Source organism: Lelliottia sp. AC1 (genome assembly GCF_023278595.1).
In the GTDB taxonomy this organism is placed as follows: Bacteria; Pseudomonadota; Gammaproteobacteria; order Enterobacterales; family Enterobacteriaceae; genus Enterobacter; species Enterobacter nimipressuralis.
Map to the genome: position 1 here is coordinate 4371371 of NZ_CP025699.1, position 22041 is coordinate 4393411.

Consider the following 22041-nt stretch of genomic DNA (forward strand, 5'->3'; position numbering starts at 1 on the left):
GGGGATGGCGTTACTGCGGAGAGGGGAAAACCTGTCCCTGCCCGGATGAGCAGGGGACAGTGGCTATGCTCTTATTTGTTCAGTTCAGCGGTCATGTGAACACGGTTACCTGAGAAAGCCTGGGTAATGGTGTAAGAAGCAGCACCGGCCTGTTCCGCCTGAGCGGCAATTTTCGCTTCTGCGCCGTCAATGGTCGAGGCGGTTGCGGTTACGGTCTGAGCTGCGAAAGAACCGAAAGAAGCGGCAAGAGCGATAACTGCAACAAAAGTTTTGATGTTTTTCATGATGTAAATCCTTCAGTAAGTTGTTTAGATAAGGCGTTGTGCCTTGATGTGATAATAATAGGCCTCATCATCAACAACTAAAAGCGGAAGGATTTGCTAAAGTCTTTCAAATTTACTGATCAATAATTAAACGCTGCGGATGCGTATAGATGGTGACGCGTCCCGGTTTGCAGAACCCCACCAGCGTCAGGTTGCAGCGCTGTGCTACCTCCACCGCCAGGGTGGTCGCCGCCGAGACGGCAAACAGTATTTCGACACCACACATGGCCGCCTTTTGCACCATCTCATAGCTCGCCCGGCTCGATACCAGCGCCGCACCCTGCAGCCAGGTTTCGCTTTCTCCGGCGCGACGTCCCAGCAGTTTATCCAGCGCGACGTGACGCCCAACATCCTCATGACCGCCTGCAATATTCCCCGACGGAAGAACCCATGCGGCCGCGTGCGTACAGCCGCTCAGTTGCCCTATCGGCTGGACGTCGTTGAGATGCTCCAGGGCGTGATCGAGATGTTTAAGATTGAAGGTCTGGGTAAACGGCAGCGGGACAATCGGCTTACCGATATCGTTCAGTTGCTCGACGCCGCATACGCCGCAGCCTGTGCGCCCGGCCAGCGCGCGTCGGCGCTCTTTCAGCCCCATAAAACGACGGCTGGAGAGTTCAATTTGCACTTCCAGGCCGTTACAGACCTGAACGACATCCATGCCGAAGATCTCCTGCGGGTGTTCGATAATGCCTTCCGAAAGCGAAAAACCGATCGCGAACAGCTCAAGATCTTTGGGCGAGGCCATCATCACGACGTGGGAGATACCGTTGTAGACCAGGGCAACAGGCACTTCTTCCGCCAGAAAATCGGGGATTCCGTGGGTAATGTGAGGGGGTCTGTGTACCACTTGCTCCACCACGCCCGCAGGCAAGGGAGACGAATGGGTATCACGATTCTGTTTTGACACAACGGTATTCCTGAGCAACCACAAAGGTGAGCCTGCTATTGCATCATAAACCGCAGGCCGTGCGCATAGTATGGATCAACTTTTCGGCAGCCATACCCCACAAGTTTACCTACTCATTTGGGAGTGGCACAACAGACGCGCTGATACACGCCTTTAACAAGCCAGGGTCAAAACGTGATCAATATCACACTTTATAATCATCAGAGTGATAATACGTTCACTTTGTATTAACCGCACCGGAACAGGCTTACCGACATTGTGGTATTCTGAAATCATATCCCTCGTGGAATTGAGGGAATACATCAAATTTTAAGCGTTATGGTTGTTTTGCAATCATGCGCAAAAACAATAACCTCCCTAAATAGTTCGTGTTGCTGGAAGGCGGCAATTGAGCGAATCCCCAGACGCTTACCTACGTAAGCGGCTGAGTAAGAGAACGCAGCCAACGCACCTGCAGCGCGAAATATGAAGAGGGAGCAATGTCGTAAACAAGGAGTGACCCATGCAGGTCAGCAGAAGGCAGTTCTTTAAGATCTGCGCTGGCGGTATGGCAGGCACGACGGCAGCGGCGCTGGGCTTTGCCCCTGGTGTAGCGCTGGCGGAAACGCGGCAGTACAAACTGCTGCGCACCCGTGAAACCCGTAATACCTGTACGTACTGCTCTGTCGGTTGTGGGCTGTTAATGTATAGCCTCGGCGACGGCGCGAAAAACGCTAAAGCATCCATCTTCCATATCGAAGGTGACCCGGATCATCCGGTCAACCGTGGTGCGCTGTGCCCGAAAGGGGCCGGTCTGGTGGACTTTATCCACTCCGAAAGCCGCCTCAAATTCCCGGAATATCGCGCCCCTGGCTCCGATAAATGGCAGCAAATCAGCTGGGAAACGGCATTTGACCGTATCGCCAAACTGATGAAAGAAGACCGTGATGCGAACTTTATCGCGCAGAATGCCGATGGCGTCACCGTTAACCGCTGGCTCTCCACGGGCATGCTTTGTGCCTCCGCATCCAGCAATGAAACCGGGTATTTAACCCAGAAATTTACGCGCGCACTCGGTATGCTCGCGGTCGACAACCAGGCGCGTGTCTGACACGGACCAACGGTAGCAAGTCTTGCTCCAACATTTGGTCGCGGTGCGATGACCAACCACTGGGTCGACATCAAAAACGCTAACCTCATCATTGTGATGGGTGGGAACGCGGCAGAAGCGCATCCGGTGGGATTCCGCTGGGCGATGGAAGCCAAAATCCACAATGGCGCGAAATTGATTGTGATCGATCCCCGCTTTACGCGTACAGCGTCAGTGGCGGATTTCTACACCCCTATTCGCTCAGGTACTGACATTACTTTCCTGTCAGGCGTATTGCTGTACCTGATGACCAACGAAAAATATAACCGTGAATATACCGAGGCTTACACCAACGCCAGCCTGATCGTGCGTGAGGACTATAGCTTTGAAGACGGTCTGTTCAGCGGTTACGACGCCGAAAAACGCAAATACGACAAAACCAGCTGGAACTACGAGCTGGACGAAAACGGCTTTGCGAAACGCGATACCACCCTTACCCACCCGCGCTGCGTGTGGAACCTGCTGAAAACGCACGTTTCCCGCTATACGCCAGACGTGGTCGAAAACATCTGCGGCACGCCGAAAGCTGACTTCCTGAAAGTCTGCGAGTACATCGCCGAAACCAGTGCTCACGATAAAACCGCGTCGTTCCTTTACGCGCTGGGCTGGACGCAGCACTCCATCGGGGCGCAGAACATCCGCACCATGGCGATGGTTCAGCTGCTGCTCGGCAATATGGGGATGGCAGGCGGCGGCGTGAACGCCCTGCGCGGTCACTCCAACATTCAGGGGCTGACGGACCTGGGCCTGCTGTCGCAGAGCCTGCCGGGCTACATGACGCTGCCAAGCGAAAAACAGACCGACCTCCAGACCTATCTGACCGCCAACACGCCGAAACCGCTGCTGGAAGGTCAGGTGAACTACTGGGGCAACTACCCGAAATTCTTCGTCTCGATGATGAAAGCCTTCTACGGCGATAAAGCGACAGCAGAAAACAGCTGGGGCTTTGACTGGCTGCCGAAGTGGGACAAGGGTTACGACGTTCTGCAGTATTTCGACATGATGCACCAGGGCAAAGTGAACGGCTATCTGTGCCAGGGCTTTAACCCGGTCGCCTCGTTCCCGAACAAGAACAAGGTGGTAGAGTCGCTGTCGAAACTGAAATTCCTGGTGACGATTGATCCGCTCAATACCGAAACCTCGACCTTCTGGCAGAACCACGGTGAATCGAACGACGTCGATCCAGCGAAAATTCAGACGGAAGTGTTCCGCCTGCCATCCACCTGCTTCGCCGAAGAGAACGGTTCTATCGTTAACTCTGGTCGCTGGCTGCAGTGGCACTGGAAAGGTGCGGACGCCCCGGGTATCGCCATGAACGACGGCGAGATTCTGGCCGGTATCTTCCTGCGCATGCGCAAGATGTACGAAGCCGAAGGCGGCGCGACTCCAGAGCAGGTTCTGAACATGACCTGGAACTATTCAACGCCTGAAAATCCTGCCCCTGAAGAGGTGGCGATGGAGAGTAACGGTAAAGCGCTGGCGGATGTGGTTGATCCGGCCACCGGCACCGTACTGGCGAAGAAAGGCGATCAGCTGAGCACCTTTGCGCATCTGCGCGACGACGGCTCAACCGCCAGTGGCTGCTGGATTTTCGCCGGAAGCTGGACGCCGAAGGGCAACCAGATGGCGAACCGCGACAACGCCGATCCGTCAGGCCTCGGCAATACGCTGGGCTGGGCGTGGGCGTGGCCGCTGAACCGCCGCATTCTGTATAACCGTGCTTCCGCAGACCCGCAGGGTAAACCGTGGGATCCGAAGCGTCAGCTCCTGAAGTGGGACGGCGCGAAATGGGGCGGCGTGGATATTCCGGACTACAGCGCCGCCGCACCGGGCAGCGATGTCGGGCCGTTTATCATGCAGCCAGAAGGCATGGGCCGCCTGTTTGCCATCGATAAAATGGCTGAAGGTCCCTTCCCGGAACACTACGAGCCGTTTGAAACGCCGCTGGGAACCAACCCGCTGCACCCGAACGTGATCTCAAACCCGGCCGCCCGTATCTTCAAAGGCGATTTTGAAGCGCTGGGTAAAAAAGATAAATTCCCGTACGTCGGCACCACGTACCGTCTGACCGAGCACTTCCACTACTGGACCAAACACGCGCTGCTTAACGCCATCGCGCAGCCGGAACAGTTCGTGGAGATCGGTGAGAAGCTGGCGAATAAGCTCGGCATCGCGCACGGCGATACGGTGAAAGTCTCCTCTAACCGTGGCTACATCAAAGCCAAGGCGGTGGTGACCAAACGTATTCGCACGCTGAATGTTCATGGGCAACAGGTGGATACCATCGGCATCCCGATTCACTGGGGTTACGAGGGCGTGGCGAAGAAAGGCTTTATTGCCAACACCCTGACACCGTTCGTCGGTGATGCGAACACGCAGACGCCGGAGTTCAAAGCCTTCCTGGTAAACGTGGAAAAGGTGTAACGGAGACGACTTATGGCTTATCAATCGCAAGACATCATTCGTCGTTCCGCGACTAACGGCTTCACGCCCGCGCCTCAGGCGCGGGACCACCAGCAGGAAGTGGCGAAGCTCATTGACGTCACCACCTGTATCGGCTGCAAAGCCTGTCAGGTGGCGTGTTCCGAGTGGAACGATATCCGTGACGAAGTGGGTCATAACGTCGGGGTGTACGACAACCCCGCCGATTTGACTGCCAAGTCCTGGACGGTGATGCGTTTCTCGGAAGTGGAACAGGACGACAAACTGGAGTGGCTGATCCGCAAGGATGGCTGCATGCACTGCGCCGATCCAGGCTGCCTGAAGGCGTGTCCGTCCGAAGGGGCTATCATTCAGTATGCCAATGGCATCGTCGACTTCCAGTCAGAACAGTGCATCGGCTGCGGCTACTGCATTGCGGGCTGCCCGTTCAACGTGCCGCGACTGAACCCGGAAGACAACCGCGTCTACAAATGTACGCTGTGCGTCGACCGCGTGAATGTCGGCCAGGAGCCGGCCTGCGTGAAAACCTGTCCGACGGGGGCCATTCACTTTGGCTACAAAGAGGATATGAAAACGCTGGCGGGCGAGCGCGTCGCCGAGCTGAAAACCCGTGGTTACGACAACGCCGGTCTGTACGATCCGGCGGGCGTTGGCGGTACACACGTCATGTATGTGCTGCACCATGCCGACAAGCCGAATCTGTATCACGGCCTGCCGGAGAACCCGGAAATCAGCGCGACCGTTAAATTCTGGAAAGGCATCTGGAAACCGCTGGCCGCCGTTGGCTTCGCTGCAACCTTTGCCGCCAGCATCTTCCACTATGTCGGTGTCGGCCCGAACCGCGCGGAAGAGGAAGACGACAATCTGCATGAAGAGAAAGACGAGGTGCGCAAATGAAAAGACGTGACACCATCGTGCGCTACACAGCGCCGGAACGTATCAACCACTGGGTCACCGCCTTCTGCTTCATGCTGGCGGCGATAAGCGGGCTGGGATTTTTCTTCCCGTCCTTTAACTGGCTGATGCAAATCATGGGCACACCGCAGCTGGCGCGTATTCTGCACCCGTTTGTCGGCGTGATTATGTTTGCCTCGTTTATCATCATGTTTTTCCGCTACTGGCACCATAACCTAATCAATCGGGATGATATCTTTTGGGCGAAGAATATTCGTAAGATCGTCGTCAACGAGGAAGTGGGTGATACCGGGCGTTATAACTTCGGCCAGAAATGCGTATTCTGGGCGGCGATTATCTTCCTGGTCCTGTTGCTGGTGAGCGGCGTGATTATCTGGCGTCCGTATTTTGCGCCCGCTTTCTCAATCCCGGTGATCCAATTTGCGCTGATGCTGCATTCATTTGCCGCAGTCGCGTTAATTGTGGTTATCATGGTGCATATCTACGCCGCCCTATGGGTGAAAGGCACTATTACCGCGATGGTGGAAGGATGGGTTACCAGTACGTGGGCGAAGAAACATCACCCGCGCTGGTACCGTGAGGTCCGCAAGACAACGGAAAAGAAAACTGAATGAGTATTCGCATAATCCCGCAAGATGAGCTGGGTTCGAGCGAGAAACGCACGGCGGAGTACATTCCGCCGTTGTTATTCCCCAGACTCAAGAACCTCTACAACCGCCGCGCAGAGCGTCTGCGCGAGCTGGCAGAGAACAATCCGCTCGGTGAATTTCTGCGCTTTGCCGCGCTGATCGCCCACGCGCAGGAAGTGGTGCTGTACGACCACCCGCTGCAAATGGACCTCGCCGCGCGCATCAAAGAAGCCAACGAGCAGGGCAAACCGCCGCTGGATATTCACGTTCTGCCGCGCGACAAGCACTGGCAAAAGCTGCTGCACTCGCTGATTGCAGAGCTGAAGCCTGAGATGAGCGGCCCTGCGCTGGCGGTGATCGAGAATCTGGAAAAAGCCTCCGATCTGGAGCTGGAAGAGATGGCGAGCGCGCTATTTGCCTCCGATTTTTCCCTGGTCAGTAGCGATAAAGCGCCCTTTATCTGGGCTGCCCTGTCGCTCTACTGGGCGCAAATGGCGAGCCTGATTCCGGGTAAAGCGCGTGCAGAATACGGTGAAGCCCGTCAGTTCTGCCCGGTGTGTGGCTCGATGCCCGTGACCAGCATGGTGCAAATCGGCACCACGCAAGGCTTGCGTTATCTGCACTGCAACCTGTGTGAAACCGAGTGGCACGTGGTGCGCATCAAATGCAGCAACTGCGAGCAGACCCGCGATTTGAATTACTGGTCGCTGGAAAACGAGAATGCGGCCGTTAAAGCCGAAAGCTGCGGTGACTGCGGGACCTACCTGAAAATTCTCTATCAGGAAAAAGACCCGAAAGTGGAAGCCGTCGCCGACGACCTCGCCACGCTGGTACTCGACGCGCGGATGGAGCAAGAGGGCTTCGCCCGCAGCTCAATCAACCCGTTCTTGTTCCCGGGTGAAGGGGAGTAGTTTTCTGTAACAGTGCCGGGCGACGCAAGGTTGCCCGGCCTGCATCTGCCTTCATGCTCCATTTTGCGAGCCGCGTTCGAGATTCAAACTCCCACCCAAATCCCCCGTTTTCTTTTGCAACAAACCAGGCTATAACGCTGTATATCCATACAGATAACCAGGAAGAATTATGGCACTGGAAAACGGGATTGCTGAACTGGTTCAGGGGTTTATCGCGGCCGGGCGCCCCTCTGCACGAGAGCATAATATTGATGACCGGCGTGCAGGGTATGTCGCGAGCACGGTGCTGGCAGGCGAAACGGAAACGCGCGTTCACGTCGAGTCTGTCGAACTTGAAGGGATGCGGTTTAGGGTTTATTCGCCGCTCAATGCCCCTGAGATTTTACCGACGGTTGTCTATTATCACGGCGGATGCTTTATCAGCGGCGGCTTTGAGACTCATGATGGTCAGTTACGTCAGCTGGCTTATTACAGCCGCTGTCGGATCGTTGCCGTGCAGTATCGTCTGGCACCGGAACACACCTTCCCCGCCGCCCATGACGATGCTGAAAAAGCCGCGTGCCTGGTCTGGCGCTATGCCGATCGGTTTGGCATCGATAAAAATCAAATTACCCTCGCCGGTGACAGCGCGGGGGGGCATCTGGCGCTGGTGACTGCGCTGCGACTCAAGGCGGCAAGGGAATGGCAGCTGGCACAGTTAATTCTGATCTATCCCATGCTCGACTCGACGGCGTATTTTGAAAGCTATATCCGCAACGGTGCAGACTATGTCATTACCCGCGACACGCTTCTCAGCGGTTACGAGTTATATCTTTCAGGAACCGACCGCCTTCATCCTGAAGCCAGTCCGCTATGGCGTGACGACCTTAACGGGCTGTCCCAGACGCATATCATCACCGCCGAGTTTGATCCGCTTTGTGATGAAGGCGAAGCACTCTTTCAGCGAATGACGGAACAGGGCGTCACCTGTACGTGTCAGCGCTGGTCGGGTGTCATACATGGTTTCTTTCAGTTAGGCGGAGTCAGCCAGTCTGCACGAGACGTGATGAGGGATGTGGCCTGGCGAGTCAGCTCACCAGGCCGGGAAAAATAGCAGGAGTGAGGTTATTCCTCCTCGTTCCCGCCCTCTTCGTAAGGGCCAAACGGCTTCGCAGGCAGCACGAGATAAGTGCCTTCGAAGATGGCGCCTGGCGCTTCGTCGCCAAACAGCTCGACCTGCATCTGCACGCGGGCTTTACGGCCACGCGCCAGACGGTCCAGGTCACCGCTGAGGGAGCCTAAGTCCGCGACTGCGCTCGGTTTACCGCTGATAGGGCTACTGTAGCGGATATGCGCATCGGCGAGAATAATGGTGCCGCCAAGGTGTCTTTCGCGCAGCATCAGCCAGATCAGCCCCCAGCCGGTCAAGGTGGCCAGCGAGAACAGGCTGCCTGCGAACAGGGTATGGTGCGGGTTCTGATTGCCGATTTCCGGCATGGTGGTGATGAATTTTTGCCCGGTGTATTGCTGGATGCGCACGCCCATCTTTTCGCTCAGCGGAATATGCTGATACCAGGCCTGCTGCAGCTGCCCGCACCAGTCGGCGCGGTGGAGTATATCATCAAGGGTGGCAATGGGTTTGATCATCAAAAAATGACGAATCGGGGTGGTTTGCGGCGCGGTGATTTCACCTTCATTGACGAAACCCAGCTTGGAGAAAAACTCCACGGCGTCTTCGCGGGCGCTACAGGTGACGCGTTTAACGCCTTCCTGACGGGCTACGGACTCAAGAGTCATCGCCATCAGGGTGCCAAGTCCTTTGTCCTGTACGGACGGATGCACAGCCATAAAACGGATCGAGGCTTCATTGTCGGCATTGATATACAAACGCCCGACGGCAACCAGGTTGCCCTCTTCGTCGACCACCATCTGATGATGCGCCATCGCATCCCAGGCGTCGCGCTCGGAGCCTTTCGGCTGATGTAACGGCTTACGCAGCATTTCCCAGCGAAAATGGTAGTAAACCTCTAATTCTTCATCTGTTTGCGGTACTCGAAGGTGATACATAGCTGTACTCTCTCTTGTTACCCGCGGCCATGCCGCCAGCTGGCTCATACCTGGAGCCAGAATGTGACGGGGCCATCGTTCACCAGCGACACCTGCATATCTGCAGCGAATCGTCCGGTTTGCGTATTCATTTCCTGTTGACGACACCGTTCAACAAAGTATTCGTAAAGTGCTTCAGCACGGTCGGGCGCGGCACCTCTGGAGAAACCCGGACGCATGCCGCGTTCCGTGTCGGCGGCCAGGGTAAACTGAGACACCACCAGCACGCTCCCCCCCGCCTGCTGAACGTTCAGGTTCATCTTCCCGTCGGCATCGCCGAAAATGCGATACCCGAGCACGCGCTCACACAGACGATTCGCTTTTTGTTCGTCGTCATCCTTTTCGACACCTAACAACACCAAAAGTCCTGGGCCAATTTCACCCGTCACCTCATCCTCCACGGTGACGCTGGCACGGGTTACGCGCTGAATCAATGCAATCATGGTTGGTCTGCTTCTTCTTGTTCTGCGGCTTGTTTGAGTTTGCGGTATTCACCGAGAGTGACAGTTATTTCGGCACCTAGCAAGACGATACACCAGGTCCAGTATACCCAGACAAACAAAATCGGGATCACCGCCAGCACGCCATAAATCAGCTGATACGACGGGAACATGGTGATGTAGAGCGCAAACCCTTTTTTGCCCAGCTCGAACAGGATTGCCGCCACCAGCGCCCCAACAATAGCGTCCCGGTTTGGCACCTGTGTGGTCGGCACCACGCTGTACAGCAGCCAGAAGGAGAGCCAGGAGAGGATCAGCGGGAAGATGCGTAACACGTTGTCGATGACGCTGTTTAAATCGCTCGCCCAGCGTAATGACAGAAGATAAGAGCTGATCGCCAGACTGGCCCCGGCCAGCAGCGGCCCCAGCGTCAGAATCATCCAGTAGACGGCAAACGAGTAAACTTTTGGCCGCACGCGCTTGCTGTGCCAGATGGTATTCAGCGCGCTATCGATGGCATACATCAGCAGCAGTGCGGTCACGATCAGCCCGCAGGCGCCCACGGCGGTCATCTTGCTGGAGTTGGCAACGAACTGCTCGATATACCCCTGAATCACGTCACCGGTGGCGGGAATAAAGTTAGCAAACACAAAGTGACGCAGCTGCAGACTCACGTCGGCAAACATCGGAAACGCAGAGAACAACGCGAAAATCACCGCCACCAGCGGAACCAATGAGAGCAACGACACGTAAGCGAGATTGCCCGCCAGCGTGGTCATGTTGTCCTCATCAATCCTCTGCCAGAGCAGTTTGATCCACGCCCGAAACGGACGCGTATGGTGTGTGGCTTTTTGATGAACGGTTTTTAACATAACTGCTTCGCAAAGTAGTTCGGTATCGTCTCTTTCCCGGTGACCAGGATCGACGTGATACCCAACTGGTTAGCTCCCTCTATATTATCGGCGTTATCGTCAAAAAAGACCGTATCGGCGGCAGAGAATCCTTCTGCCTGCAAGACGGCCTGATAAATTCGCGCCTCAGGTTTGCGCATGCCCATCTCCTGAGACAGGTAAATTTTATCTGCAGCGTGCTGGATTTGCGGATACTCACCAGGCCAGAACGTGGTGTGCAGACGGTTGGTATTGGACAGCACGACCACGCGATGCCCCTGTTCGCGAAGCTTGTTCATGGTGTCGATGACCTCCGGGCGAAGTGCCACAAATACCGCCTGCCAGCCGTGAGCGAACTGCTCGTAGCTCAAGGGCAGATCCATCTCGTGACACATGGCTTCAGCGAAGGCTTCATCGCTGATTTCCCCCCGCTCATGCTGGTGAAATGCCTCTCCCATGGTGAAATTCTGTTTCAGGGTCGCCAGCGGCACACGGCTAAAATCGCTCCATGCACCCAACACTCGATTAAAATCGATATCGACGATGACATTTCCTAAGTCAAAGATATAAAGCATGTTTATCTCCTTCGCGCCGTGGAGAAATAACTGTAGCGGGAAAGATAGGCTTTGGCTATGCGTCAGATTCAGCTTAGAGAAAGAGAGGATAATCCCCGAGGCAATCACCGTCGGGGATGGAAGAGAAATGATTAGCCAGCCTGCGACTCTTCGCGGAGGTTTATAACGACCTCAACCTGACTGGATTTGAGCAGGGTTTGCAGGCCAGGCTCGGGGAGCTCATCTGTGAACAAGGCGGTTGCCTGAGCGACATTGCCAATTTCAACGGCAGCAGAGGCGTGATATTTCGTATGATCGGCCGCCAGTAAAACATGGCGCGAATGCGCAATCATCGTTTTAACCACGCTCGCTTCGTTGATATCAAACTCCATCATCGCGCCGTCGCTCTCAATAGCCCCCATGCTGGTGACCAGATAATCAGCCCGAAACCCGGAGACAAACGCGGTGGCGGCCGGGCCAATAATGCCGCCATTGTGGGCACGCAAGGTTCCGCCTGGAACCATCACTTCAAAGCGGGGATTTTTATACAGAATATGCGCCACGCGCAGACTGTTAGTGATGATGCGCAAATGGTTATGATTGAGCAACGCCCGCGCAACATGCTCCACAGTGGTGCCGATGGTGATAAAAATCGTCGAGCCGTCCGGAATATAGTCTGCAATGGCTTCGGCAATCGCCCGCTTCTCTTCCGTCATCGAGACTTCGCGCTGCTCAAAGGCGGTGTTGACCACGCTTGAGGCCCGGCCTGCGCCGCCGTGATGACGCGTAATTAATCCCTGCTCACTCAGTTTGCGGATATCCCGACGCACGGTCTGGGTAGACACATCTAGCAGCTGCGCCAGTTCATCAATGTTCATGTAGCCACGATCGGCGATCAACGTGAGCAATTGATCGTGTCGCGGATTCCCTGTTAGTTCGGTCAGACTCATGGGCTGTCCTCGAAATATCATCACGCCCCGCATTTTATACAAAAAGTGACAAGAAAGAGCGGGTTTGATCACAGTCAGGGATACCAGCGCGTCCTCCAGGACGAGTACATTTAAGTGCGGCGACCGCACTGGCAAACAGAACAGCGTCCGCCCCCCTCGCATGTTGCGCCAAACTTAGCGCAAGAGCACCATGAAAAACGTCGCCAGCGCCAGTGGTATCAACCACCTCAACGCTAAAGCCCGGTTGATGGCAAAGCTGTCCGTTTTCGAGCCAATAGCAACCCTCTTTGCCCTGCGTGACATAGACTTGTCCATTTGTGAGCATTTGTGCATTTTTCAGCGCATGTTCCGGTGACGCGAGTTCCGTCAAACGTTGCAGCCCAGGCGCCGAAAACGCCGCGTGATCGCTTAACGCCACCAGCTCGCGGATATCCTGCGGCGTGATATCCGCATCGAGAACTGTCGTCACTCCCTGCTGACGTGCCAGCGTAAATGCCTGCTTTGCCCCGTCATGCCAGCGCACATCCGCCAGCACAACATCCCACTGAGAAAAGTCGATATCGTGAAGCCAGTCGGCGGCCATCGGGAGATCGGGGCTGGGATAGTTGGCAATAATGCGTTCACCGCTGGCATCAACCAGTACCGCGGATTGCGACGAGCGCGCCCCTTTAACAACGCGCGTGTAGCGCGTGTTTACTCCCAGGGACTCCAGCTCCGCGAGCAATCTGTTGCCCGTATCATCGTCACCAACGCGGCCAATAAAATCCACTTTTGCGCCCAGTTTCGCCGCTGCCACCGCCGCAGTCGCCGCCGGGCCACCGCCCACTTCCGTATAGTTATTCGCAACATACTTGCCGCCTTCCCTGGGTAAATCACTGAGATACCAGATGCGATCCAGCACGGTAATTCCGACACAAGCGATTCGAGTCATGGTCATTCCTTATGCGTTTTTGATGAATCCATTTTAATTTCATCAAATGTTTAAAAAGTGACCCGAGTCAATTTTTTGACCATAAATTACAAATACGATCAAAAACAGACAGCACAAACGCGCAATAACTGACAATTTGTGACAACAACGACTGAGCAGGAGAGAAATATGTCAGCAATCGCATTTATAGGATTAGGGCAGATGGGCGCACCAATGGCGAACAATTTGCTAAAGCAGGGCCACCAGCTTCACGTCTTTGATGTCAATCCGCAGGCCGTTCAGATACTGGTTGAAAAAGGGGCGCGAGCGGCGGCGACTCCCGCAGAGGCCGCAAGCGACGCCGAGTTTGTCATCACTATGCTGCCGAACGGTGATTTGGTTCGTGCCGTCCTATTTGGCGAGCACGGTATCTGCGAAGGGCTGTCTCGCGAAGCGCTGGTGATTGATATGTCGACCATCCATCCGTTGCAAACGGACCAACTCATTGCCGAAATGACCGACTGCGGATTCAGCATGATGGATGTTCCCGTGGGCCGTACCTCCGATCATGCGATAGCAGGAACATTACTATTGCTGGCCGGCGGGACGCCCTTGCAGGTGGAGCGCGCCACGCCGGTTCTGATGGCCATGGGAAATGAAATCATCATCGCGGGCGGCCCCGGCATGGGGATTCGCGTCAAGCTCATCAACAACTACATGAGCATCGCCCTCAATACCCTTTCGGCGGAAGCCGCAGTGCTGTGCGAAGCGCTAGGTCTCTCTTTCGATGTTGCACTGAAAGTAATGAGCGGCACGCCTGCCGGAAAAGGCCATTTCACCACCTCCTGGCCGAACAAAGTGCTGAAAGGCGATCTGACCCCGGCGTTCATGATCGACCTTGCCCATAAAGATCTTGGGATCGCCCTGGACGTGGCTAACCTGCTGCACGTTCCTATGCCGCTCGGGGCGGCCTCGCGCGAAGTTTATAACCAGGCGCGCGCGGCAGGCCGGGGTCGCCAGGACTGGACCGCCATTCTTGAGCAAGTTCGGGCGGTTGCCGGGCTGAATCACACACATTAATACAAAAGGACTGAACAATGAGCACCTATACCCTGAAAGAGATCACCCGACCTTCCGGCGGTTTTGCCATGCTGGCTGTCGATCAGCGTGAAGCCATGCGTTTAATGTTTGCCGCTGCGGGCAACCCCTTGCCGGTCACCGATCGGCATTTAACCGAGTTCAAAGTCAACGCAGCAAAAATTCTTTCGCCGTACGCCTCGGCAATCCTGGTCGACCAGCAATTTTGCTACCGTCAGGTCGTCGAGCAAAACGCGGTCGCCAAAAGCTGCGCCATGATTGTCGCCGCCGATGAATTTATTCCGGGCAATGGTCTTCCCGTAGACAGCGTCATCATTGATAAAAGTATCGATCCGCAGGCGGTAAAACGTGACGGCGGCAAAGCGCTCAAGCTGCTGGTGCTGTGGCGCAGCGATGAAGATCCGCAGCAGCGCCTTCAGATGGTGAGCGATTTTAATCATCTTTGTCACAGCCACGGACTGCTCAGCATTATTGAGCCGGTAGTGCGCCCGCCACGCCACAGTGCCGTATTTGATCGGGAACAGGCAATTATTGATGCAGCAAAAGAACTGGGTGATAGCGGAGCCGACCTCTATAAAGTTGAAATGCCGCTGTTCGGGAAAGGCACCCAGCAGGAGTTACTTACCGCTTCGCAGAAACTGAACGATCAGATTGGTATGCCGTGGGTGATCCTCTCTTCGGGCGTCGATGAAAAGCTGTTCCCGCGCGCCGTGCGAGTCGCCATGCAGGCGGGTGCCTCCGGATTTTTAGCGGGCCGAGCCGTCTGGTCATCCGTGGTGGGGCTACCAGATACTGAACTGATGCTGCGCGATGTTTCAGTGCCGAAATTGCAGCGTTTGGGTGAAATCGTCGACGAAATGATGGCTCGCCGTTAAGAAAGGACGAAAAAATGAAATGGTTTAATACGCTGAGCCATAACCGTTGGCTCGAACAAGAAACCGACCGTATTCTGGATTTTGGTAAAAATGCGGCCGTGCCGACCGGCTTCGGCTGGCTGGGCAATAACGGTCAGGTGCGCAGTGATATGGGCACCCATCTGTGGATCACGGCCCGCATGCTGCACGTCTACTCTGTTGCCGCTGCAATGGGTCGTCCAGGGGCCTACGCGCTAGTGGAACACGGGATCGCCACCCTGAATACGGCGCTGCGCGACACGCAATACGGCGGTTGGTACGCCTGCGTGAATGACGAGGGCGTTGTGGATGCGTCCAAGCAGGGTTATCAGCACTTCTTCGTGTTACTCGGCGCAGCCAGCGCTGTCACCACTGGCCATCCCGACGCACGCAAACTGCTGAATGATGCAATCGAAGTGATTGAGAAGTACTTCTGGAGCGAGCAGGAACAGATGTGTCTGGAGTCCTGGGATGAAGCCTTCAGTGCCACCGAAGATTACCGTGGCGGTAACGCCAATATGCATGCCGTGGAAGCGTTCCTGATTGTGTACGACGTCACCCACGACCGTAAGTGGCTCGACCGCGCGCTGCGTATCGCTTCGGTGATTATTCATGACGTTGCCCGCAAAGGTGATTACCGCGTTAACGAACATTTTGATGCGAACTGGAACCCTCTGCGCGATTACAACAAAGAAAATCCCGCCCACCGTTTCCGTGCCTACGGTGGTACGCCAGGCCACTGGATTGAGTGGGGCCGGCTTATGCTGCATCTGCGTGCTGCGCTTGAGGCTCGCTTTGAAACAGCGCCCGAGTGGCTGCTGGAAGATGCGAAAGGATTGTTCCACGCCACCATTCGTGATGCCTGGGCACCGGACGGCGCCGACGGTTTCGTCTATTCGGTAGACTGGGACGGAAAACCTATCGTCCGCGAGCGCGTGCGCTGGCCTATCGTCGAAGCCATGGGAACCGCGTATGCACTTTATACCGTCACTGGCGATACCCAGTACGAAGCCTGGTATCAGAAATGGTGGGATTACTGCATCAAATATCTGATGGATTACGAAAACGGCTCATGGTGGCAAGAACTGGATACGGATAACAAAGTGACCACCAAAGTCTGGGACGGCAAGCAGGATATCTATCACCTGCTGCACTGCCTGGTTATCCCCCGTTTACCGCTCGCACCAGGGTTAGCCCCTGCTGTCGCCGCCGGATTACTGGATAGCCAGGCCAAATAATACTACTCCCGACAGATGGAGATCTTATGAGTACCCTACACAATATTGACCTGAAAAATAACAATAAAGGCTTCACCCTGCGCTGGCAAAACCGCCTGATTTTATCGCATACCGCTGAAACGCCTTGCCTGTGGATTGGCGCGGGTATTGCCGATATCGAAATGTTTCGCGGCAACTTCAACATTAAAGACAAACTCGACGAGAAGATTGCCCTGACGGACGCGACGGTGACGAAGCAAGGCACTGGCTGGGCGATTCGGTTTACACGTGGGGATGCGGTGAGCGCCACGCTATGGGTCGGTGTAGATCATCAGGGCCGCCTGGAGCTAAAGCTTAAAAACGATGCCACACGCCATAACCGCATCTGGTTGAGACTGGCGGCGCAGCCCGACGATCATATATACGGTTGCGGCGAACAGTTTTCGTATTTCGATCTGCGCGGTAAACCCTTCCCCCTGTGGACCAGCGAGCAGGGCGTGGGGCGGAATAAACAAACCTATGTCACCTGGCTTGCCGACTGTAAAGAGAATGCCGGTGGTGATTATTACTGGACCTTCTTCCCCCAGCCGACATTCGTCAGCACACAAAAATATTACTGCCACGTTGATAACAGCTGTTATATGAATTTCGACTTCAGCGATCCCGATTTTCACGAGCTGGCATTCTGGGAAGATAACGCGACCCTGCGCTTCGAATGTGCAGACACGTATGCCGATCTGCTGGAAAAACTCAGCGCATTACTTGGCCGACAGCCGGAACTCCCGGACTGGGTTTACGACGGCGTTACGCTCGGCATTCAGGGTGGAACCGACGTGTGCCAGCAAAAGCTAGATACCCTGCGCAAGGGCGGCGTGAAGGTGAATGGGATCTGGGCGCAGGACTGGTCCGGTATCCGTATGACCTCATTCGGCAAGCGCGTCATGTGGAACTGGAAATGGAACAGTGAACTTTATCCGCAGCTTGATGAGCGCATCCAGCAATGGAAAAGCGAAGGCGTGCAATTCCTCTCCTATATCAACCCGTACGTCGCCAGCGATAAAGATTTGTGTGAAGAGGCCTCAAAACGCGGCTATCTGACCAGAGATGCCGAGGGTAAAGATTATCACGTTGAGTTTGGCGAATTTTATGCGGGCGTTATCGACCTGACCAATCCGGAAGCCTACGACTGGTACAAGGAGGTTATCAAGCAAAATCTGATTGAGCTGGGCTGTGGCGGCTGGATGGCCGACTTTGGTGAGTATCTTCCTACCGATACCTTCCTGCACAACGGCGTAAGCGCGGAGATCATGCATAACGCCTGGCCTGCGCTGTGGGCAAAATGTAATTACGAAGCACTGAAAGAGACCGGCAAACTGGGCGAGATCCTGTTTTTCATGCGCGCGGGTTACACCGGCAGTCAGAAACACTCGGTGATGATGTGGGCAGGCGATCAGAACGTTGACTGGAGTCTGGATGATGGCCTGGCGTCTGTGGTTCCGGCTGCGCTGTCACTGGCCATGACCGGCCACGGCCTGCATCACAGCGATATCGGCGGATATACCACACTGTTCGATATGAAACGCAGTAAAGAGCTGCTGTTGCGCTGGTGCGATTTCAGCGCCTTCACTCCGATGATGCGCACCCATGAAGGCAATCGCCCCGGCGATAACTGGCAGTTTGACGCAGATGCGGAAACTATCGCCCACTTTGCCCGTATGACCACCGTCTTCACCACCCTGAAGCCGTACATCAAAGACGCCGTGGCGCAGAACGCCAAAAGAGGTTTGCCGGTGATGCGCCCGCTGTTCCTGCATTACGAAGACGATGCGCATACCTATTCGCTGAAATACCAGTACCTGTTTGGCCGTGATTTGCTGGTCGCGCCCGTGCATGAAGAGGGACGCAACGACTGGACGCTCTATTTGCCGCAGGACAACTGGATCAACGCGTGGACCGGTGAGCAGCACAGCGGCGGTGAGATAACGGTCGCGGCGCCTCTCGGTAAACCGCCGGTATTTTATCGCCAGCAAAGCGAATGGGCTGCGCTGTTCGGCAGCTTGCGTCATATCTGATTAGGCTCGCACGCGAGGTCACTCGCGGGCAGACGGAGAATAATAATGAGTCAGCAATCATCCGATCCGGCAACCCTACGACTGCCGTTCAAAGAAAAACTCGCCTATGGAATGGGCGATCTGGGTTCCAATATCCTGCTGGATATCGGCACACTGTATCTGCTGAAGTTTTACACCGATGTGCTGGGATTGCCGGGCACGTATGGTGGGATCATCTTTTTGATCGCAAAGTTTTTTACTGCGTTTACTGATATGGGCACAGGCATCATGCTCGACTCGCGGCGCAAGATTGGGCCGAAGGGAAAATTCCGTCCTTTCGTTATCTATGCCGCCTTTCCGGTGATGCTATTGGCTATCGCCAACTTCATCGGCACACCGTTTGATATCAATGGTAAAACGGTGATGGCGACGGTGCTGTTTATGCTCTATGGGCTGTTCTTTAGCATGATGAACTGTTCGTATGGTGCAATGGTTCCGGCGATGACCAAAAATCCTGATGAGCGTGCCTCTCTGGCGGCCTGGCGTCAGGGCGGTGCGACGCTCGGTTTACTGCTGTGTACCGTCGGTTTTGTTCCGGTGATGAATCTGATTGAAGACAATCCCCAGCTGGGTTATGTCTTCGCGGCCACGCTGTTTTCTCTCGGCGGTCTGCTCTGTATGTGGTGGTGCTATCGGGGCGTGAAAGAGCGTTATGTGGAAGTGCAGCCGGCTAGTTCAACGCAAAAACCGGGACTGTTACAGTCGTTTAAGGCCATCGCCGGTAACCGACCGTTGTTTATCCTCTGTATCGCCAACCTGTGCACGCTGGGCGCGTTCAACGTCAAACTCGCCATCCAGGTTTACTACACCCAATACGTTCTTAACGACCCGATTTTGCTGTCGTATATGGGATTCTTCAGCATGGGATGCATTTTTATCGGCGTATTTATGATGCCCGGCGCAGTGCGTCGCTTCGGTAAGAAAAAAGTGTATATCGGCGGATTGCTGATCTGGGTGGTGGGCGATCTGCTGAATTACTTCTTTGGTGGCGGCTCGGTCAGTTTTGTGGCGTTTTCATGCCTGGCCTTCTTTGGTTCGGCCTTCGTCAATAGCCTGAACTGGGCGCTGGTGTCAGACACGGTGGAATACGGAGAATGGCGTACCGGCGTGCGATCCGAAGGCACGGTCTATACCGGATTTACCTTCTTCAGAAAAGTATCGCAGGCGCTGGCCGGTTTCTTCCCCGGGATTATGCTGACGCAAATTGGCTATGTTCCCAACGTGGTGCAGTCCGCCGGAACCGTCGAAGGCTTACGTCAGCTGATTTTCATCTATCCAGGCATCCTGGCCGTCATCACCATTGTGGCCATGGGATGCTTCTATAACCTTAACGAGAAGATGTACGTGCGCATCGTTGAAGAGATAGAAATGCGCAAGCGCATGGCCTGATGAATCACTAAAAGAGCGCCCTGCGGGGCGCTATGAGGATCGCAGATGAACCCGAACCTTGATCCGTTAACCCTGAAACTGAGCCTGCGCGAGAAGTGCGCCTACGGAATGGGCGATTTTGGCTCGAATTTAATGCTGTGTATCGGCACGTTATATCTGCTGAAGTTTTATACCGATGAGCTGGGGATGCCTGCGTTCTATGGCGGAATTATTTTTCTGGTGGCGAAATTCTTCACCGCCTTCACCGATATGCTGACCGGCGTGCTGCTGGACTCACGACGCAATGTCGGCGCACGGGGTAAATTCAGACCCTTTATTCTGTATGCCTCCGTCCCGGTGGCGCTGGTTGCCACAGCGCAGTTCGTGGCGAACGACTTCAGCCTGACCGTCAAAACCACCATCGCCACGGTACTCTTCATGATGTTTGGTCTGTTTTACAGCCTGATGAACTGTTCGTATGGTGCAATGGTCCCGGCAATCACCAAAAACCCAAACGAGCGCGCCCACCTCGCCGCCTGGCGCCAGGGTGGTGCAACGGTGGGGCTGCTGCTGTGTACCGTTGGCTTTATGCCCGTTCAGGCACTGTTCGTCAGCCAGCCGTCGTTGGGCTATTTAGTTGCGGCGCTGCTATTCGTGACCGCGGGGCTGTTTTGCATGTGGTGTTGCTACAGTGGCGTGAAAGAACGCTACGTTGAGATCACACCAGAATCCCATAAACCCGGCATTATGAAATCGTTCTGTGCCATTTTCCGCAACCCCCCTTTACTGGTGTTGTGTATCGCCAACCTCTGTACGTTGGCGGCCTTCAATATCAAACTTGCCATCCAGGTGTATTACACCCAGTACGTGCTGAACGATATTCATCTTTTGTCATGGATGGGTTTTTTCAGTATGGGCTGCATTCTGGTGGGGGTTTTCCTGGTGCCCGGTGCGGTAAAACGCTTTGGCAAAAAGCAGGTATATCTGGGCGGTTTGACCCTGTGGGCGGTGGGCGATGTATTGAACTTTTTCTGGGGAACCAGCTCGCTGTCGTTTGTGCTGTTTTCCTGCATGGCGTTTTTTGGCACCGCGTTTGTGAACAGCCTGAACTGGGCGCTGGTGCCGGATACCGTTGATTATGGCGAATGGAAAACCGGAATTCGCGCCGAAGGTTCAGTCTATACCGGCTATACCTTTTCACGCAAAATTTCCGCCGCGCTCGCCGGATTCCTGCCGGGAATTATGCTGACGCAAATTGGCTATATCCCACATGCGGTACAAAGCACAGGCACTCTGCTTGGTCTGCGTCAGCTTATTTTTCTCTGGCCTTGCGGGTTGGCGATTATTGCTGCCATCACCATGGGGCTGTTTTATAAACTCAATGAACAACGCTTCGCTTTTATTATTGAGGAGATTGGAAAACGGAAGAAACAGTCTGCACAAGAACCGGATGTACCCATAAAAAATAAAGCGTCAGCAGTCACTTTATAACCATAAATCTGGCTATTAACCCTTCCTGTTTAACAGGAGGGGCGGCCCTTCTGTATCTATACATGGACAAATCATGAAGAGAATCGTCATTGCACTGTTCGTTTCATCAGTGTCTTGCTCTGCGTTGGCGGGCGCTTATGTCGAAACGCGCGAAGCCTATAATACCGCCTCGGAACAGCACGAAATTATCCTGCGAGCCGGATATAACTTTGATATGGGGGCGGGGCTGATGTTCACCAATGCCTATAATTTAGGTCAATGGGATGAGCTGAAGCACAGTTATAACGAAATTGAGGGCTGGTATCCCCTGTTTCGACCCACGGACAAATTAACCTTTCAGCCCGGCGGATTGATCAATGACAGCAGCGCAGGTTCGGGCGGCGCTATTTATTTAGATACTAATTATAAATTTATTGACTGGTTTAACCTGACATTTCGTTATCGCTACAATCACAATAATTACGACACACCTGACTTTAACGGTAAAATGGATAAGAACGATACCCATGAATTCGCGAATTACTGGAATTTTAAATTAACCGACGCGTTCTTTTATACCTTTGAACCGCACTTTTTCCAGCGAGTGAATGATTACCAGAGTAGAAATGGTAAAGATCATCACTGGGAAATCACGAACAAATTTAGCTACAAGATTGACCCACACTGGCTGCCGTATCTGGAGCTTCAATGGCTGGACCGATGGAATGACTATAACCGCGAGCAGTATCGCATTCGCTTAGGGTTGAGATATTCATTCTGATATAAAAAAAGCCGC

20 protein-coding genes are annotated in these 22041 nt (G+C 54.6%); 12 read left to right on the plus strand and 8 right to left on the minus strand.

Annotated features, from left to right (window positions below):
• Positions 1-71: 71 nt before the first annotated feature.
• Together C0560_RS20770 and fdhD are read right to left on the minus strand one after the other, a co-directional pair.
• Positions 72-284, minus strand: coding sequence for a YdgH/BhsA/McbA-like domain containing protein (locus tag C0560_RS20770; protein WP_100778340.1), 213 nt, complete (start codon positions 282-284; stop codon positions 72-74).
• A 112-nt stretch (positions 285-396) separates the two neighbouring features.
• Positions 397-1233 (minus strand): formate dehydrogenase accessory sulfurtransferase FdhD, encoded by an 837-nt coding sequence (gene fdhD, locus C0560_RS20775; protein WP_102105695.1) that lies wholly within the window; start codon positions 1231-1233, stop codon positions 397-399.
• A gap of 502 nt (positions 1234-1735) precedes the next feature.
• Here fdhD and fdnG point away from each other — a divergent pair.
• The 5 genes from fdnG (at position 1736) to C0560_RS20800 (ending at position 8352) form a co-directional block, all read left to right on the plus strand.
• On the plus strand, positions 1736-4786 hold the full coding sequence (fdnG, locus tag C0560_RS20780; protein WP_100778338.1) for a formate dehydrogenase-N subunit alpha: 3051 nt from the start codon (positions 1736-1738) through the stop codon (positions 4784-4786).
• 12 nt (positions 4787-4798) lie between these two features.
• Positions 4799-5701, plus strand: coding sequence for a formate dehydrogenase subunit beta (gene fdxH, locus C0560_RS20785; RefSeq protein WP_248859351.1), 903 nt, complete (start codon positions 4799-4801; stop codon positions 5699-5701).
• Complete coding sequence (gene fdoI / locus C0560_RS20790) at positions 5698-6333, plus strand: formate dehydrogenase cytochrome b556 subunit (protein ID WP_248859352.1); 636 nt, start codon at positions 5698-5700, stop codon at positions 6331-6333. The genes fdxH and fdoI overlap by 4 nt, the downstream gene beginning before the upstream one ends.
• On the plus strand, positions 6330-7259 hold the full coding sequence (gene fdhE / locus C0560_RS20795) for a formate dehydrogenase accessory protein FdhE (RefSeq protein WP_123429927.1): 930 nt from the start codon (positions 6330-6332) through the stop codon (positions 7257-7259). The genes fdoI and fdhE overlap by 4 nt, the downstream gene beginning before the upstream one ends.
• Positions 7260-7428: 169 nt before the next feature.
• The gene (locus tag C0560_RS20800) at positions 7429-8352 is read left to right on the plus strand and encodes an alpha/beta hydrolase (RefSeq protein WP_248859353.1); all 924 of its coding nucleotides are present in this window, start codon (positions 7429-7431) and stop codon (positions 8350-8352) included.
• Between the two features lie 11 nt (positions 8353-8363).
• Here C0560_RS20800 and fabY read toward each other — a convergent pair whose 3' ends face one another.
• The 6 genes from fabY to C0560_RS20830 form a co-directional block, all read right to left on the minus strand.
• A complete protein-coding gene (gene fabY, locus C0560_RS20805; protein WP_248859354.1) occupies positions 8364-9305 on the minus strand; it encodes a fatty acid biosynthesis protein FabY in 942 nt (313 codons plus the stop codon).
• Positions 9306-9349: 44 nt separating this feature from the next.
• Positions 9350-9787, minus strand: coding sequence for a D-aminoacyl-tRNA deacylase (dtd, locus tag C0560_RS20810; RefSeq protein ID WP_100778332.1), 438 nt, complete (start codon positions 9785-9787; stop codon positions 9350-9352).
• Positions 9784-10656: a virulence factor BrkB family protein gene (locus C0560_RS20815; RefSeq protein WP_100778331.1), complete on the minus strand. Its 873-nt coding sequence runs from the start codon at positions 10654-10656 to the stop codon at positions 9784-9786. The genes dtd and C0560_RS20815 overlap by 4 nt, the downstream gene beginning before the upstream one ends.
• On the minus strand, positions 10650-11249 hold the full coding sequence (yihX, locus tag C0560_RS20820; RefSeq protein ID WP_100778330.1) for a glucose-1-phosphatase: 600 nt from the start codon (positions 11247-11249) through the stop codon (positions 10650-10652). Before yihX ends, C0560_RS20815 begins: the two co-directional genes overlap by 7 nt.
• A gap of 131 nt (positions 11250-11380) precedes the next feature.
• Positions 11381-12178 carry a DeoR/GlpR family DNA-binding transcription regulator gene (locus C0560_RS20825; RefSeq protein WP_248859356.1) on the minus strand — a complete coding sequence of 266 codons (798 nt, stop codon included), beginning with the start codon at positions 12176-12178 and terminating at the stop codon, positions 11381-11383.
• A 34-nt stretch (positions 12179-12212) separates the two neighbouring features.
• Positions 12213-13109, minus strand: coding sequence for a sugar kinase (locus tag C0560_RS20830; protein ID WP_181827046.1), 897 nt, complete (start codon positions 13107-13109; stop codon positions 12213-12215).
• Positions 13110-13277: 168 nt separating this feature from the next.
• Here C0560_RS20830 and yihU point away from each other — a divergent pair, with 168 nt between their 5' ends.
• The 7 genes from yihU to ompL all read left to right on the plus strand — a co-directional run bounded on the left by yihU (position 13278) and on the right by ompL (position 22026).
• Entirely contained in the window at positions 13278-14168 is an 891-nt protein-coding gene (gene yihU, locus C0560_RS20835; protein WP_248859357.1) for a sulfolactaldehyde 3-reductase, read from the plus strand.
• Positions 14169-14185: 17 nt separating this feature from the next.
• Complete coding sequence (yihT, locus tag C0560_RS20840) at positions 14186-15061, plus strand: sulfofructosephosphate aldolase (protein ID WP_181827048.1); 876 nt, start codon at positions 14186-14188, stop codon at positions 15059-15061.
• Between the two features lie 14 nt (positions 15062-15075).
• The gene (gene yihS / locus C0560_RS20845) at positions 15076-16317 is read left to right on the plus strand and encodes a sulfoquinovose isomerase (RefSeq protein ID WP_181827049.1); all 1242 of its coding nucleotides are present in this window, start codon (positions 15076-15078) and stop codon (positions 16315-16317) included.
• Between the two features lie 26 nt (positions 16318-16343).
• Entirely contained in the window at positions 16344-18368 is a 2025-nt protein-coding gene (locus tag C0560_RS20850) for an alpha-glucosidase (protein WP_181827050.1), read from the plus strand.
• 45 nt (positions 18369-18413) lie between these two features.
• A complete protein-coding gene (locus C0560_RS20855; protein ID WP_181827051.1) occupies positions 18414-19796 on the plus strand; it encodes an MFS transporter in 1383 nt (460 codons plus the stop codon).
• Positions 19797-19841: 45 nt separating this feature from the next.
• Entirely contained in the window at positions 19842-21266 is a 1425-nt protein-coding gene (locus C0560_RS20860; protein ID WP_181827052.1) for an MFS transporter, read from the plus strand.
• A gap of 73 nt (positions 21267-21339) precedes the next feature.
• On the plus strand, positions 21340-22026 hold the full coding sequence (gene ompL, locus C0560_RS20865; RefSeq protein ID WP_248859358.1) for a porin OmpL: 687 nt from the start codon (positions 21340-21342) through the stop codon (positions 22024-22026).
• The last annotated feature ends 15 nt before the right edge of the window (positions 22027-22041 follow it).

Bases quoted from the DNA above. Each gene is read 5' to 3' on its own strand.
- ompL (WP_248859358.1), top strand. From the start codon at position 21,340: ATGAAGAGAATCGTCATTGCACTGTTCGTTTCATCAGTGTCTTGCTCT.
- yihU (WP_248859357.1), top strand. From the start codon at position 13,278: ATGTCAGCAATCGCATTTATAGGATTAGGGCAGATGGGCGCACCAATG.
- C0560_RS20830 (WP_181827046.1), bottom strand. From the start codon at position 13,109: ATGACTCGAATCGCTTGTGTCGGAATTACCGTGCTGGATCGCATCTGG.
- yihX (WP_100778330.1), bottom strand. From the start codon at position 11,249: ATGCTTTATATCTTTGACTTAGGAAATGTCATCGTCGATATCGATTTT.
- C0560_RS20815 (WP_100778331.1), bottom strand. From the start codon at position 10,656: ATGTTAAAAACCGTTCATCAAAAAGCCACACACCATACGCGTCCGTTT.
- C0560_RS20825 (WP_248859356.1), bottom strand. From the start codon at position 12,178: ATGAGTCTGACCGAACTAACAGGGAATCCGCGACACGATCAATTGCTC.
- yihT (WP_181827048.1), top strand. From the start codon at position 14,186: ATGAGCACCTATACCCTGAAAGAGATCACCCGACCTTCCGGCGGTTTT.
- dtd (WP_100778332.1), bottom strand. From the start codon at position 9,787: ATGATTGCATTGATTCAGCGCGTAACCCGTGCCAGCGTCACCGTGGAG.
- C0560_RS20800 (WP_248859353.1), top strand. From the start codon at position 7,429: ATGGCACTGGAAAACGGGATTGCTGAACTGGTTCAGGGGTTTATCGCG.
- C0560_RS20770 (WP_100778340.1), bottom strand. From the start codon at position 284: ATGAAAAACATCAAAACTTTTGTTGCAGTTATCGCTCTTGCCGCTTCT.
- yihS (WP_181827049.1), top strand. From the start codon at position 15,076: ATGAAATGGTTTAATACGCTGAGCCATAACCGTTGGCTCGAACAAGAA.
- C0560_RS20850 (WP_181827050.1), top strand. From the start codon at position 16,344: ATGAGTACCCTACACAATATTGACCTGAAAAATAACAATAAAGGCTTC.
- C0560_RS20855 (WP_181827051.1), top strand. From the start codon at position 18,414: ATGAGTCAGCAATCATCCGATCCGGCAACCCTACGACTGCCGTTCAAA.
- fdhE (WP_123429927.1), top strand. From the start codon at position 6,330: ATGAGTATTCGCATAATCCCGCAAGATGAGCTGGGTTCGAGCGAGAAA.
- C0560_RS20860 (WP_181827052.1), top strand. From the start codon at position 19,842: ATGAACCCGAACCTTGATCCGTTAACCCTGAAACTGAGCCTGCGCGAG.
- fabY (WP_248859354.1), bottom strand. From the start codon at position 9,305: ATGTATCACCTTCGAGTACCGCAAACAGATGAAGAATTAGAGGTTTAC.
- fdxH (WP_248859351.1), top strand. From the start codon at position 4,799: ATGGCTTATCAATCGCAAGACATCATTCGTCGTTCCGCGACTAACGGC.
- fdoI (WP_248859352.1), top strand. From the start codon at position 5,698: ATGAAAAGACGTGACACCATCGTGCGCTACACAGCGCCGGAACGTATC.